General features: G+C 71.2%; 13 protein-coding genes. 11 read left to right on the plus strand and 2 right to left on the minus strand.

Going from position 1 to position 12,650, the window contains the following annotated elements; genetic code table 11:
• Window positions 1-251 precede the first annotated feature (251 nt).
• The 3 genes from EOINJALH_RS24150 (at window position 252) to EOINJALH_RS24160 (ending at window position 3,599) form a co-directional block, all read left to right on the plus strand.
• Window positions 252-1,469 carry a PEP-CTERM sorting domain-containing protein gene (locus EOINJALH_RS24150; RefSeq protein WP_158219878.1) on the plus strand — a complete coding sequence of 406 codons (1,218 nt, stop codon included), beginning with the start codon at window positions 252-254 and terminating at the stop codon, window positions 1,467-1,469.
• 198 nt (window positions 1,470-1,667) lie between these two features.
• On the plus strand, window positions 1,668-2,309 hold the full coding sequence (locus EOINJALH_RS24155) for a phasin family protein (RefSeq protein WP_088284955.1): 642 nt from the start codon (window positions 1,668-1,670) through the stop codon (window positions 2,307-2,309).
• 3 nt (window positions 2,310-2,312) lie between these two features.
• Complete coding sequence (locus EOINJALH_RS24160) at window positions 2,313-3,599, plus strand: patatin-like phospholipase family protein (protein WP_088284957.1); 1,287 nt, start codon at window positions 2,313-2,315, stop codon at window positions 3,597-3,599.
• A 57-nt stretch (window positions 3,600-3,656) separates the two neighbouring features.
• On the opposite strand, the gene EOINJALH_RS24165 is transcribed toward EOINJALH_RS24160, so the two are convergent.
• The gene (locus EOINJALH_RS24165; RefSeq protein WP_088284959.1) at window positions 3,657-5,177 is read right to left on the minus strand and encodes a carboxypeptidase M32; all 1,521 of its coding nucleotides are present in this window, start codon (window positions 5,175-5,177) and stop codon (window positions 3,657-3,659) included.
• 54 nt (window positions 5,178-5,231) lie between these two features.
• A complete protein-coding gene (locus EOINJALH_RS24170) occupies window positions 5,232-5,717 on the minus strand; it encodes a YqaA family protein (protein WP_088284961.1) in 486 nt (161 codons plus the stop codon).
• A 94-nt stretch (window positions 5,718-5,811) separates the two neighbouring features.
• Between EOINJALH_RS24170 and dusB the strand changes: the two genes are divergently transcribed.
• The 8 genes from dusB (at window position 5,812) to EOINJALH_RS33205 (ending at window position 12,596) form a co-directional block, all read left to right on the plus strand.
• Window positions 5,812-6,846 (plus strand): tRNA dihydrouridine synthase DusB, encoded by a 1,035-nt coding sequence (gene dusB / locus EOINJALH_RS24175; RefSeq protein ID WP_088284963.1) that lies wholly within the window; start codon window positions 5,812-5,814, stop codon window positions 6,844-6,846.
• Window positions 6,847-6,919: 73 nt separating this feature from the next.
• Window positions 6,920-7,156 (plus strand): Fis family transcriptional regulator, encoded by a 237-nt coding sequence (locus EOINJALH_RS24180; RefSeq protein WP_088284965.1) that lies wholly within the window; start codon window positions 6,920-6,922, stop codon window positions 7,154-7,156.
• 55 nt (window positions 7,157-7,211) lie between these two features.
• Complete coding sequence (gene purH / locus EOINJALH_RS24185; protein ID WP_088284967.1) at window positions 7,212-8,792, plus strand: bifunctional phosphoribosylaminoimidazolecarboxamide formyltransferase/IMP cyclohydrolase; 1,581 nt, start codon at window positions 7,212-7,214, stop codon at window positions 8,790-8,792.
• Between the two features lie 71 nt (window positions 8,793-8,863).
• Window positions 8,864-9,484, plus strand: coding sequence for a 1-acyl-sn-glycerol-3-phosphate acyltransferase (locus EOINJALH_RS24190; protein WP_088284969.1), 621 nt, complete (start codon window positions 8,864-8,866; stop codon window positions 9,482-9,484).
• Window positions 9,485-9,496: 12 nt separating this feature from the next.
• Window positions 9,497-10,471, plus strand: a complete 975-nt coding sequence (locus EOINJALH_RS24195; protein WP_088284971.1) for a phosphatidate cytidylyltransferase — start codon at window positions 9,497-9,499, stop codon at window positions 10,469-10,471.
• A gap of 40 nt (window positions 10,472-10,511) precedes the next feature.
• On the plus strand, window positions 10,512-11,267 hold the full coding sequence (locus EOINJALH_RS24200) for a sulfite exporter TauE/SafE family protein (RefSeq protein WP_088284973.1): 756 nt from the start codon (window positions 10,512-10,514) through the stop codon (window positions 11,265-11,267).
• A gap of 51 nt (window positions 11,268-11,318) precedes the next feature.
• Window positions 11,319-11,867, plus strand: coding sequence for a crossover junction endodeoxyribonuclease RuvC (ruvC, locus tag EOINJALH_RS24205; protein ID WP_088284975.1), 549 nt, complete (start codon window positions 11,319-11,321; stop codon window positions 11,865-11,867).
• A 12-nt stretch (window positions 11,868-11,879) separates the two neighbouring features.
• The gene (locus tag EOINJALH_RS33205; RefSeq protein ID WP_088284978.1) at window positions 11,880-12,596 is read left to right on the plus strand and encodes a glycosyltransferase family 2 protein; all 717 of its coding nucleotides are present in this window, start codon (window positions 11,880-11,882) and stop codon (window positions 12,594-12,596) included.
• Window positions 12,597-12,650: the final 54 nt, after the last annotated feature.

Consider the following 12,650-nt stretch of genomic DNA (forward strand, 5'->3'; position numbering starts at 1 on the left):
TGGCCGCGCACGAGACCCGACGCCGCCTGGCAGCTCGGGCGACGCCCGACGCGTCGGCCCGGCGGGCGCTCGTTCGCTGGAAAGGCGGATTCTTGACGATGCGCGCCGGGCGCCCCTTGCGCGCTAACCCCAAGCCCGGCACCCCCCCGGGGCGCGGGGGTAGACGCCGAAACCACGGGAGAAAACCCTCGGACCACGTATTTACGCGCGGCCAGCCTGCTCTTGCAGCCTCGTCCCCCCAGAAAGCGCCCATGAAGTCCGCCTCCACGCTCGTCCCCCTGGCCGCCCTGCTGGCCCTGGCCGCCGCCGGCCCCGGCCATGCCCAGGTGTTCGGCAGCCTGGCCAACTTCGACGTCGTCAACAACACGCCGCACCCGGCCTATGGCTTCGAGATCGAGATCGAGGATTCCCACACCTACAAGGATTCCTCCAGCGCCTATGCCCACGGCAGCAGCAACTACGTCAACAGCATCTTCGGCTACGACCGCTCGTTCGGCGGCATCGCCGGCGGCGACCCGTTCGGCGTGGTGCGCTTCGGCACGGTCAACGTGGTCGACTACAACGACGCCAACGGCCAGCACGCCGGCGTGCGCATCCAGTACGGCTTCGCGCCCGGCGCGGCCACGCCGGTAGGCGTGCCAGCCAGCAAGATCACCCCGTCCTCGGCAGGCGGCTTCAGCACCCCGGGCGAGAGCTGCTGGCCGGGCGCCAACATCAACTGGACGCAGAACCCGTGCGACCACTTCGGGGTCACCACCACCGGCAGCCCGGCGCTCACGCGCTACCACTGGGTGCTCGACACCGGCGGCACGCTGGCCCGGCAGCCCATCGGCATCCCGGCGGTCAACCTGAACCCGATCCAGATCGTGGCGCAGCCCGGCCTGCCCGCCCAGCCGGCCCTGCGCGCCGAGATCCGCGCCGTGGCCGAGCCCGAGAACGGCGCCGCCAACCAGTGGGGCGAGGCGATGTGGATCAAGACCTACATCACCCGCGTCAAGGACAAGGGCCGCGGCGGCGACGAAGGCAACATCGACCTGGGCAACCTGCTGCTCGACAACGGCCAGATCGAAGGCCGCGTCGAGGACATCAAGACCGACCTGCGCATCTTCCAGAAGGCCCCGGCCAACCGGGCGCCGGATGCGGCGCCCGACCCGTTCGAGCTCGAGGTCGACGAGGTGGCGCTGGCCGACGACGACAAGTCGGTGATCATCCGCTACGAGTTCTTCAAGTTCGTCGCCGTCGACGGCAAGGATTTCGGCAACGACGGCAAGGTCAGCTGCGGCAACTGCGAGCGCGAGGCCGAGCGCAGCGGCCTGCGCGTGGGCGAGTTCGTCGGCCGCCAGATCGCCGGCTTCAATGCGGTGCAGCCGCTGGCCGCGCCGATCCCCGAGCCGCAGACCTGGGCCATGATGCTGGCCGGCCTGATGGGCATGGGCTTCGTCGTGCGCCGCAAAAAGCCGATGGCCTGATCGACCGTTTTTTGGGAGGGCGCGCAGCCCCGGTGGCCAGCGGCCGCCGGGGCTCCGCCGCTTGGTCGGTACAAACCCCGTGCTCCGGCCTCGCCGATTAGGCTGACGGCTCGACTGCCGCTGCCTACACTTCCGGTCGCACGGCGCGAAGCGCGTGGCCGGTGCACCGTCCCCCTCATTCCCCAGGAGTCGCTCCCCATGGTCAAGAAGCTTCAGAAGATGGCCGAGAAGAAGGCCGCGTCACCGGCCGGGTTGCTGGACAGCCAGCTCGCCCAGACCGTCAAGGATTCGGCGCAGCAGATCTGGCTGGCCGGCCTGGGCGCGTTCTCCAAGGCCCAGGGCGAGGGCACCAAGGTCTTCGAGACCCTGATGAAAGAGGGCGCCAGCCTGCACCGCAAGACCCAGGCGGCGGCCGAAGAGAAGCTGGGCGACGTGGCCGGCAAGATGTCGGCGATGGCCGGCGGCGTCGGCCAGAAGGCCAACGTGCAGTGGGACAAGCTCGAATCGATCTTCGAGGAGCGCACCGCCCGCGCGATGAGCAAACTGGGCGTGCCCACCGCCAAGGACGTCGCGGCGCTGGCCGACCGCGTGGACGCGCTGGCCGCCGCGGTGGCCGCGCTGGGCAAGGGCGCGGCGGCCGACAAGCCGGTGGCCAAGGCCAGGCCGGCCGCCCGCAAGACCGCAAAGCCAGCCAAAGCTGCCGAGCCGATCGCCGCGGCGGTCGACGCGCCGGTCGAGGCCAAGCCCGCCGCCAAACCCGCCGCGAAGCGCGCCGCCAAGTCGGCTGCCCAGCCCGCGGCCAAGGCCCGCACCCCTCGCAAGGCCGCCACCGCCGGCTGATCGATGGCCACCAGCCATGTCACAAGGGGCGCTGCGGCGCCCCTTTTGCCGGGCGCAGGGCCGCGGGCGCCGCGCCGCCGCCAGGCCCGTGTCGGGCTGGCGCTGGCCGGCGGCGGCCCGCTGGGCGCCACCTGGGAGATCGGTGCGCTGTGCGCGCTCGGCGAGGCCCTGCCCGGGCTCGACTTCACCGCGCTCGACGGCTACGTGGGCGTGTCGGCCGGCGGCTTCGTGGCCGCGGCGCTGGCCAACGGCATGCGCCCGCGCCAGCTCTTCGACGCCTTCATCGACAGCGGCAGGGCCGCCGCGGCCGACCGCATCAGCCCGCTGCTGTTCGTGCGGCCGGCGCTGGCCGCGGGCCTCGGCCGGCTGTTGTCCCTGCCGGTGCTGGCCGGCCAGGCGGCGGCCGACCTGCTGCTGCGGCGGCGCAGCGTGCTGTCTGCCGTCGAGCGGCTCGGCCGCGCCCTGCCCGCCAGCGTGTTCGACAACCGGGCCTTCGAGGCGCGCATGCACAAGGTGTTCGAGGCGCCTGGCCGCACCGATGATTTCCGCCGCCTCGGCCACCGCCTGGTGCTGGTGGCCACCGACCTGGACAGCGGCGAGGCCGCGCCCTTCGGCATGCCCGGCTGGGACCACGTGCCGATCTCGCGCGCGGTGGCCGCCAGTGCGGCGCTGCCGGGGCTGTTCCCGCCGGTGACGATCGGCGGGCGCTCGTACGTGGACGGCGCGCTCAAGAAGACGCTGCACGCCAGCGTGCTGCTCGACCAGGGCCTCGACCTGCTGCTGTGCCTGAACCCGCTGGTGCCCTTCGACGCCACGCACGCGCAGCGCCACCGGGTGATGGCCGACGGCGCACCGCGCATCCACCGCATCGTCGAGGGCGGGCTGCCGCTGGTGCTGAGCCAGACCTTCCGCTCGCTGATCCACTCGCGGCTCGAGCTCGGCCTGAAGGGCTACGAGCGCTCGCACCCTGGCACCGACATCGAGCTGTTCGAGCCCGACCAGCGCGACCCGCAGATGTTCCTGGCCAACATCTTCAGCTACTCGCAGCGCCGGGCGCTGGCCGAGCACGCCTACCAGAAGACCCGCGCCGATCTGCGCTCGCGCCGCAGCACGCTGGCCGCACGGCTGGCCACGCACGGCCTTGCGCTGGACGACGCGGTGCTGGACGACCCGCGCCGCCGGCTCGTCTCACGCCGCCCGCCCGCACCGCAGCGCGCGCTGGCCCGGCCGATGACGCGGCTGGAGGAGGTGCTGGACGACCTGGAACTGGCGCTGGCTCAGGCCGCCTGAGGTGAGCCGACGCACGCCGACCGACGGCCAGGCCGGCGGTCAGCCGGGTCAGCTCGGTCAGCCGAGGTAACGCGACTCCAGGTGCGCCTTGAAGTGCGCCGGGTTCAACGTCTCGCCGGTGGCCTGCACCGACAGTTCGTCGGTGGTCCAGCGGCTGGCCTTGCGCCAGATGTTCTCGCGCAGCCAGTCGAACAGCGGCGCCAGTTCGCCACGCGCGATGTCGGTGTCGAGCGTCGGGTGCTGGCGGCGCATCGTGGCGAACCACTGCGCCGCGTACATCGCGCCCAGCGAATAGCTGGGGAAGTAGCCGAACAGCGCCGCGGGCCAGTGCACGTCCTGCATCGGGCCGTCCTTGAAGTTGCCGCGCGTGTCCAGGCCCAGCAGCTCCTTCATCTTCTCGTCCCAAAGGGCGGGTACGTCGTCGAGCTGCAGCTCGCCTTCGATCAGCGGCCGCTCGATCTCGTAGCGCAGGATCACGTGGGCGGGGTAGGTCACCTCGTCGGCATCGACGCGGATCAGGCCGCGCCGGACGCGGGTGAACAGCCGATGCAGGTTGGCCGGCTCGAAGGCCGGCTGGTCGCCGAAGGCGCGGCGCACCAGCGGCGCCAGCAGCGTCGCGAAGCCGACGTGGCTGCCCAGCTGCATCTCGAAGGCCAGACTCTGGCTCTCGTGGATGGCCATCGAGCGGGCCGAGGCCACCGGCTGGCCCAGCCAGTCGCGCGGCAGGTTCTGCTCGTAGCGGCCATGGCCGGTCTCGTGCACCGTGCCCAGCAGGCTGGTGACGAAGTCGTCGTCGCGGAAGCGGGTGGTCAGCCGCACGTCCTCGGGCACGCCGCCCGAGAATGGGTGGGCGCTCACGTCCAGCCGGCCGGCCTCGAAATCGAAGCCGAGCAGGCGCATCACCTGCTCGCACAGCACATGCTGCGCCGCCTGCGGGAACGGCCCCACCGGCTCGATCACCGGCTGGTTGGCCTGGTGGTCGATCACGCGCTGGATCAGGCCGGGCAGCCATTGCCGCACCTCGCCGAACACGCGGTCGAGCTGGGCGCAGGTCATGCCGGGCTCGTAGCGGTCGATCATCGCGTCGTAGGGGCGCAGGCCGGCCGGCTGCGACAGCAGCGCGGCCTCCTCGCGCGACACCGCCAGCACGTCGCGCAGGTTGCCGACGAAGCCTTTCCAATCATTGGCCGGGCGCTGCTGGCGCCAGGCGTGCTCGCAGCGGGCCACCGCCAGTTCGCGGCGCTGCACCAGCGACTCGGGCAGCGCGTTGCTGCGCGACCACTCGCGGTGCATCTCGCGCAGGTTGGCGCGCTGCAGGTCGTCCAGCGGCTCCTGCTCGGCGCGCTGCAGGCCGTCGCGCAGCGCGGGGTCGGTGCGCAGGCGGTGCATCAACGCGGCCATCTCGGCCATCGCGGCGGCGCGCGCGTCGTTGCCGCGCGGTGGCATCTTGGCCGACTGGTCCCAGCCGACGATGGCCTGCAGGTGGTCGAAGCGGTAAAGGCGCTGGAAGGCTTCGGCCAGCGCGTTGTACGCCGGGGTGGCCGGAGACGTCGTGGCCACGGGCTGCACGGTGGTCATGTCGAGGTTCGGGGTGGAAGGTGGGTGATTCTCGCGCCGCCGCGGGCGACGTGCTCAGCCCGGCGTGAACTGCCCGGGAAACCACCACAGCAGCGCCGCCGTCATCGTGACGTAGCGCGCGAACTTGCCGATGGCCATGTAGAACAGGCTGGGCCAGAACGGCATCTTCAGCCAGCCGGCCAGCGCGCAAAGCGGGTCGCCCACCAGCGGCAGCCACGACAGCAGGCAGGCCTTGGGACCGAAGCGCTCGAGCCAGCGCAGCGCATGCGCCTCGGCGCGGCGATGCGTCACCCGCTCGTAGGCGCGCTCGGCACCATAGCCCATCCACCAGCTGATGCCGCCGCCGAGCGTGTTGCCCAGCGTGGCCACCAGCACCGCCGGCCAGAACATCGACGGGTTGAGCTTGACCAGGCCGAACACCGCCGGCTCCGACCCCAGCGGCACCAGGGTGGCCGACACCAGCGAGACGACGAACACCGTGCTCAGGCCGAACTTCGGCAGGGCCAGCGCAGTCAGCAGCGATTCGAACCAGGCGTCCATGGCGGCGCATCATAGGCAGCCCGCAGGGGCCCGGGCGGCGTGGGGCCGGCCGCTATACTGCTGCCTCCTTTTTAAGCACCCCCGCCCGCCCGCCATGCGCCTCGGCCCCTTCGAGCTGCCGAACACCCTGTTCGTCGCCCCCATGGCGGGCGTCACCGACCGGCCTTTCCGGCAGCTCTGCCGCCGCCTGGGCGCGGGCCATGCGGTCAGCGAGATGATCACCTCGCGGCGCGACCTGTGGAACTCGCTGAAGACCTCGCGCCGGGCCGACCACGCCGGCGAGCCCGGCCCGATCGCGGTGCAGATCGCCGGCACCGACGCCGCGATGATGGCCGAGGCCGCCGCCTACAACATCGACCGTGGCGCGCAGATCATCGACATCAACATGGGCTGCCCGGCCAAGAAGGTGTGCACCAAGTGGGCCGGCTCGGCGCTGATGCGCGACGAGCCGCTGGCGCTGGCCATCGTCGAAGCGGTGGTGGCCACCTGCGCACCGCGCGGCGTGCCGGTGACGCTGAAGATGCGCACCGGCTGGTGCGCCGCCGAGCGCAACGCGGTGGCCCTGGCGCGCGCGGCCGAATCCGCCGGCGTGGCCATGCTGACCGTGCACGGCCGCACGCGCGAGCAGGGCTACCGCGGCGAGGCCGAGTACGACACCATCGCCGCCGTGAAGGCCGCGGTGCGCGTGCCGGTGGTGGCCAACGGCGACATCGATTCGCCCGAGAAGGCCCGCGAGGTGCTGCGCCGCACCGGCGCCGATGCGCTGATGATCGGCCGCGCGGCCCAGGGCCGGCCCTGGATCTTCCGCGAGGTGGGCCACTTCCTGGCCACCGGCGAGCGGCTGGCGCCACCGGCCACCCGCGAGGTGCAGCAGTGGCTGGTCGAGCACCTGCACGAGCACTATGCGCTTTATGGCGAGTACGCCGGCGTGCGCACCGCCCGCAAGCACATCGGCTGGGCCGTGCGCGCCCTGCCCGGCGGCGAGGCCTTCCGCGCCGCGATGAACACGCTCGACAGCGTCGACGCCCAGGTGGCCGCGGTCGGCACCTTCTTCGACGAGCTGGCCCAGGCCCACCCGCTGCTGCCGGTGGATGCGGCCAACGACGACCAGCTGGCAAGATCGGCATGAACACGGTGCCTGGCCGCCAAAGGACGCGACCGTCCGCGACGGGCCGCGCCGCGCGCCGCACGAGGGCGCCGCGATGAGCCGCCCCGGCATCGAGGACTGCATCCGCGACAGCCTGGAGCAGTACTTCCGCGACCTCGACGGCAGCGAGCCGCATTCGGTGCACGCGATGATCGTCGACGCGGTGGAGAAACCGATGCTCGAGGTGGTGATGCGTCACGCCGACGGCAACCAGAGCAAGGCCGCCGACTGGCTGGGCATCAACCGCAACACGTTGCGCCGCAAGCTGCTCGACCACAAGCTGATCTCGTGACCGCGCGCCGCCGGCCGGTCGCCCAACCCCGAATCCTTTTCCACTGGCCCCGCCCATGACCACTGCCCTGCTCTCGGTCTCCGACAAGACCGGCATCGTCGACTTCGCCCGCGCCCTGCACCAGCGCGGCGTCAAACTGCTGTCCACCGGCGGCACCGCCAAGCTGCTGGCCGGCAGCGGCCTGCCGGTCACCGAGGTGGCCGAGGTGACCGGCTTCCCCGAGATGCTGGACGGCCGCGTCAAGACGCTGCACCCGCGCATCCACGGCGGCCTGCTGGCCCGTCGCGACCTGCCCGAGCACATGGCCGCGCTGAAGGAACACGGCATCGGCACCATCGACCTGCTGGTGATCAACCTCTACCCGTTCGAGCAAGCCACGTCGCGCGCCGACTGCACGCTGGAAGACGCCATCGAGAACATCGACATCGGCGGCCCGGCCATGCTGCGCGCGGCAGCCAAGAACTGGCAGGACGTCGGCGTGGTGATCGACCCGGCCGACTACCCCGCGGTGCTGGCCGAGCTGGACGCCGGCGGCCTGACGCGCAAGACCAAGTTCGGCCTGGCGCGCAAGGTGTACGCTCACACGGCGGCATATGACGGCATGATCACCAACTACCTAAGCGCCATCGAGGACGGTGCCGAAGACCGCCCGGCCGAGGTGCCGCCCCGCGCCGAGTACCCGGCCGTCTACACGCTGCAGCTGCACCGCACGCAAGGCATGCGCTACGGCGAGAACCCGCACCAGAGCGCCGCCTTCTACCGCGAGGCCCGCCCCGCGCCCGGCACGCTGGCCCAGTGGCGCCAGCTGCAGGGCAAGGAGCTGTCGTACAACAACATCGCCGACACCGACGCGGCCTGGGAATGCGTCAAGGCCTTCGACGTGCCGGCCTGCGTCATCGTCAAGCACGCCAACCCCTGCGGCGTGGCCGTGGGCGCCACCGCGCTCGAGGCCTACCTCAAAGCGCTGAAGACCGACCCCACCAGCGCCTTCGGCGGCATCATCGCCTTCAACCGGCCACTCGACGCGTCGGTGGTGGAGGCCATCAACGCCGCCAAGCAGTTCGTCGAGGTGGCCATCGCACCGTCGATCACGCCCGAGGCGCTGGCGCTCTACGCCGCCAAGCAGAACGTGCGCCTGCTCGAGGTGCCGCTGGAATCCGCCCGATCCAACGCGCTCGACTTCAAGCGCGTCGGTGGCGGCATGCTGCTGCAGTCGGCCGACACGCTGGACATGGTCGAGGGCGGCCTCAAGGTGGTCACCCGCCGCCAACCCACCGAGGCGCAGATGGCCGACCTGCTGTTCGCCTGGAAGGTGGCGCGCTTCGTCAAGAGCAACGCCATCGTCTTCTGCGGCGGGGGCATGACGCTGGGCGTGGGGGCCGGGCAGATGAGCCGGGTCGACTCGGCGCGCATCGCCGGCATCAAGGCCACGAACGCGGGCCTGTCGCTGGCCGGCAGCGCGGTGGCCAGCGACGCCTTCTTCCCGTTCCGCGACGGCCTCGATGTGGTGATCGACGCCGGTGCCGGCTGCGTCATCCAGCCGGGGGGCTCGATGCGCGACGCCGAGGTCATCGCCGCCGCCGACGAGCGCGACATCGCGATGGTCTTCACCGGCACGCGGCACTTCCGCCACTGAACGTCGGCCGGTGCGGCCCACGGGCCGCACCGCCACGATCGGTCGTCACAACCCGCCGTTACCATGGCCGCATGACCCGCGCCGACGCCATGGGCATGCTGCTCGCCTTCATCGCCCGGTTGATCACCGGCGCGCAGGGCCACTGGAAGGGCTGCCCGCCGAAGGCCGAGCAGCGCATCTACTTCGCCAACCACCAGAGCCACCTCGACTGGGTGCTGATCTGGGCCGCGCTGCCCAGCGAGCTGCGCGCCTCCACGCGCCCGATCGCCGCGCGCGACTACTGGACGGCCGGCCGCTTCAAGCACTGGCTCACGCGCGAGGTGTTCCATGCCGTCTACGTGAGCCGCACGCGCACCGACGACCAGGACCCGCTCGAACCGCTGGCCGAGGCCCTGGGCCATGGCGACTCGCTGGTGATCTTTCCAGAGGGCACGCGCAGCAACAAGGGCCTGCCGCAGGCCTTCAAGAGCGGCCTGTACCACCTGGCCGAGCAGTTTCCGCAGGTGCAGCTGATCCCGGCCTGGATCGACAACGTGCAGCGCGTGATGCCCAAGGGCGAGGTGGTGCCGGTGCCGATCCTGTGCACCGTCACCTTCGGCGCGCCGCTCACCCTGGCCGAGGGCGAGGACAAGCGCGCCTTCCTCGAGCGCGCCCGCGACGCCGTCGTGGCCCTGAAGCCCACGGTGAACTGAGGGGCACGCACGATGGGCGCACTCAGAGACCTCGACGCCGGCCAGCAGGTGGCCCTGCTCTTCGTCATCCTGTTCGGCGTGCTCGGGCTGGTGACGGCCGTGGCGGCCCTGCTGGCGGTGCGCGAGCGCGACGCCGCCGGCGGCGACCGGCACACCCGCTTCAAGCGCGACCTGCGCGCGGTGTGGATCGGCACCGTGGCCTTCTGGGTGGCCTGGATGTCGGGGCCGGTGGGCGCCACGCTGCTGAGCGGGCTGGTGTCCTTCCTGGCGCTGCGCGAGTACATCACGCTGCTGCGCACGCGCCGCAGCGACCACCGCAGCCTGATCCTGGCCTTCTTCGTGGTGCTGCCGCTGCAGTACGTGCTGGTGGGCAACCGGAACTTCGACCTGTTCTCGGTGTTCATCCCGGTGTACGTGTTCCTGGCCATCCCGGTGGTCAGCGCACTGGCCGGAGACCCCGAGCGCTTCCTCGAGCGCAACGCCAAGATCCAGTGGGGCATCATGGTCTGCGTGTTCGGCCTGTCGCATGCCCCGGCGCTGCTGCTGCTGGAGTTCCCGCGCTACGCCGGGCGCGGCGCGTTCCTGCTGTTCTTCCTGGTGATGGTGGCCGCCGCGGCGCAGATCGCGCAGGAGGCCGCCAGCCGCCACCTGCGCCAGCGGCCGGTGGCGCGGCACATCGACCGCTCGTTCTCGTACCGCGCCTTCGGCCTGGGCGTGCTGGCCGGCGGGCTGCTGGGCGCGGCGCTGTACTGGATCACGCCGTTCAAGCCGCCGCAGGCGCTGGCCATGGGGATGATCGCCAGTGCCTCGGGCGCGCTGGGCGACTTCGTCATGCGCGCGCTGAAGAAGGACGCCGGCGTGTCCAACTGGGGCAATGCGCCGGCCGTCACCGGCGCGGTGGGCCTGCTCGACCGCGTGGCCGCGCTGTGCTTCGCCGCACCGGTGTTCTTCCACTCGGTGCGCTGGTACTTCCAGCTGCGCGTCTGAGCGGGTTCGGTGCCATGGAGGGCGCACGCGCCGGCCAACGATGACCGAGCCCCTGGCCCTGCTCGTCGTGATCGCCGGGGCGATGGTGGCGGGCTTCGTGCAGGGCCTGTCGGGCTTCGCCTTCGGCATGGTGGCCATGTCGATCTGGGTCTGGACCATCGACCCGCGCACCGCCGCCGTGCTGACCATCTTCGGCTCGCTCACCGGCCAGGTGGTGGCCGCCGTGTCGGTGCGCCGGGTGTGGCGCTGGCCGGTGCTGCTGCCCTTCCTGGCCGGCGGCCTGCTCGGCATCCCGGTGGGCGGCTGGCTGCTGCCGCGCATCGACCCGACCCTGTTCAAGGCGCTGTTCGGGCTGATGCTGGTCACCTGGTGCCCGGTGATGCTGTTCTCCGACCGCGTGCCGCGCATCAGCCATGGCGGCCGCCTCGCCGACGCCGTGGTCGGCTGGATCGGCGGCGTGATGGGCGGGCTGGGCGGCTTCACCGGCGTGGCGCCCACGCTGTGGTGCACGCTGCGCGGCATGGACCGCGACCTGCAGCGCAGCGTGGTGCAGAACTTCAACCTCGCCACGCTGGCCGTCACGATGGCCATGGTGGTGGCCCGCGGCGGCGTGACGCGCCCGCTGCTGCCGCTGCTGGCCGTGATGGTGCCTGCCGTGCTGCTGCCCAGCCTGCTGGGCGCGAGGGTGTACACCGGTCTCAGCGATACTGCCTTCCGGCGCCTCGTGCTCGGCCTGCTCACCGCGTCCGGCGTGGCGATGCTGGCCTCGTCGCTGCCGAGCCTGCTGGCCCGCTGAGCCACAGCGGCCCTCCCCTGCCACCCCTCGCGAAAGAGCCCCGGCGCCCCCATGCGCATCCTCGGCATCGACCCCGGCCTGCAACGCACCGGCTTCGGCGTCATCGACGCCGAGGGCCCGCGCCTGCGCTACGTGGCCAGCGGCACGATCAGCACGCTCGAGGTGGCGCGCGGCAACCTGCCGGCACGGCTGAAGGTCATCTTCGACGGGGTGCGCGAGGTGACGCAGCGCTACCAGCCGCAGTCGGCCTCGGTGGAGATCGTCTTCGTCAACGTCAACCCGCAGAGCACGCTGCTGCTGGGCCAGGCCCGTGGCGCCGCACTGGCGGCACTGGTCTCGGGCGATCTGGCGGTGGCCGAATACACCGCGCTGCAGATGAAGAAGGCCATCGTCGGCCAGGGCCTGGCCAGCAAGTCGCAGGTGCAGGAGATGGTGATGCGCCTGCTGGCCCTGCCCGGCCTGCCCGGCAAGGACGCCGCCGACGCGCTGGGCCTGGCCATCACCCATGCGCACGCCGCCGGCAGCTTCGCCGCGCTGGCCAACGCCACCTCGCTGGCCCCGCGCAGCCACGCGCAGTACCGGCGTGGACGCACCTATTGAACGCTATGCATCATGCGGCCAGTTCTGTCTGTCGCGATACCGGCACACAACGAGGAGCGCTTCATTGGCCGATGCATCGACAGCATTCACGAGTCTGCCCGCCAAGCATCGGTACCCGTCGAAGTCGTCGTTGCTCTGAATCGATGCTCCGACCAAACGAGGTCGGTCGCCGAGTCACTTGGCGCCCGGTGCGTTGTGGAAGACCGCAGGTGCATTGCCGCAGTCAGGAACGCAGCCGTCAGGGCGGCTTCTTCACTGGCCATTGCCACGCTCGATGCGGACAGTTGGATGGGTTCCCGCACGGTGGCCGCGATCCTGGACCACGTTCGAGACGCGCGCTACATCGGCGGCGGAACCGCCATCTGGCCCGAGAGAGTTTCGGTTGGCATAGTCTTCAGCCTCCTGGCGGTGGCGCCGTACGTCGTCAAACGAGGCGTTTCCGCCGGAATGTTCTGGTTCTCTCGTGAGGCATTCGATGCGGTCGGCGGGTTCGACGAAGGTCTCGTGAGCGCGGAAGACATCGACTTTGGGCAGCGCCTGAAGGCCTTCGGCCGTACCAGGGGGCAGCGGTACGGCACCATTCGACGCAACGGCATCACCACGTCGTGCCGAAAATTCGACCGGTTCGGAGATTGGTATCTCTTTCGAAATCCTCGTCTGGTCAAAGCCATCTTCACCGGCACGGACCGGCAGGCGACAGATCACTTCTACTACGACGCGGAGCGCTGATGGTCCGTTGCGGCGCTGAACCGCTGCGGCACGGACGCTCGCCAATGACGATAG

The organism is Ideonella sp. A 288, from assembly GCF_002198735.1.
In the GTDB taxonomy this organism is placed as follows: domain Bacteria; phylum Pseudomonadota; class Gammaproteobacteria; order Burkholderiales; family Burkholderiaceae_C; genus Pseudaquabacterium.

Excerpts from the sequence above, each read along its gene's own strand:
- EOINJALH_RS24150 (WP_158219878.1), top strand. The coding sequence starts at position 252 with ATGAAGTCCGCCTCCACGCTCGTCCCCCTGGCCGCCCTGCTGGCCCTG.
- EOINJALH_RS24155 (WP_088284955.1), top strand. The coding sequence starts at position 1,668 with ATGGTCAAGAAGCTTCAGAAGATGGCCGAGAAGAAGGCCGCGTCACCG.
- EOINJALH_RS24160 (WP_088284957.1), top strand. The coding sequence starts at position 2,313 with ATGGCCACCAGCCATGTCACAAGGGGCGCTGCGGCGCCCCTTTTGCCG.
- EOINJALH_RS24165 (WP_088284959.1), bottom strand. The coding sequence starts at position 5,177 with ATGACCACCGTGCAGCCCGTGGCCACGACGTCTCCGGCCACCCCGGCG.
- EOINJALH_RS24170 (WP_088284961.1), bottom strand. The coding sequence starts at position 5,717 with ATGGACGCCTGGTTCGAATCGCTGCTGACTGCGCTGGCCCTGCCGAAG.
- dusB (WP_088284963.1), top strand. The coding sequence starts at position 5,812 with ATGCGCCTCGGCCCCTTCGAGCTGCCGAACACCCTGTTCGTCGCCCCC.
- EOINJALH_RS24180 (WP_088284965.1), top strand. The coding sequence starts at position 6,920 with ATGAGCCGCCCCGGCATCGAGGACTGCATCCGCGACAGCCTGGAGCAG.
- purH (WP_088284967.1), top strand. The coding sequence starts at position 7,212 with ATGACCACTGCCCTGCTCTCGGTCTCCGACAAGACCGGCATCGTCGAC.
- EOINJALH_RS24190 (WP_088284969.1), top strand. The coding sequence starts at position 8,864 with ATGACCCGCGCCGACGCCATGGGCATGCTGCTCGCCTTCATCGCCCGG.
- EOINJALH_RS24195 (WP_088284971.1), top strand. The coding sequence starts at position 9,497 with ATGGGCGCACTCAGAGACCTCGACGCCGGCCAGCAGGTGGCCCTGCTC.
- EOINJALH_RS24200 (WP_088284973.1), top strand. The coding sequence starts at position 10,512 with ATGACCGAGCCCCTGGCCCTGCTCGTCGTGATCGCCGGGGCGATGGTG.
- ruvC (WP_088284975.1), top strand. The coding sequence starts at position 11,319 with ATGCGCATCCTCGGCATCGACCCCGGCCTGCAACGCACCGGCTTCGGC.
- EOINJALH_RS33205 (WP_088284978.1), top strand. The coding sequence starts at position 11,880 with ATGCGGCCAGTTCTGTCTGTCGCGATACCGGCACACAACGAGGAGCGC.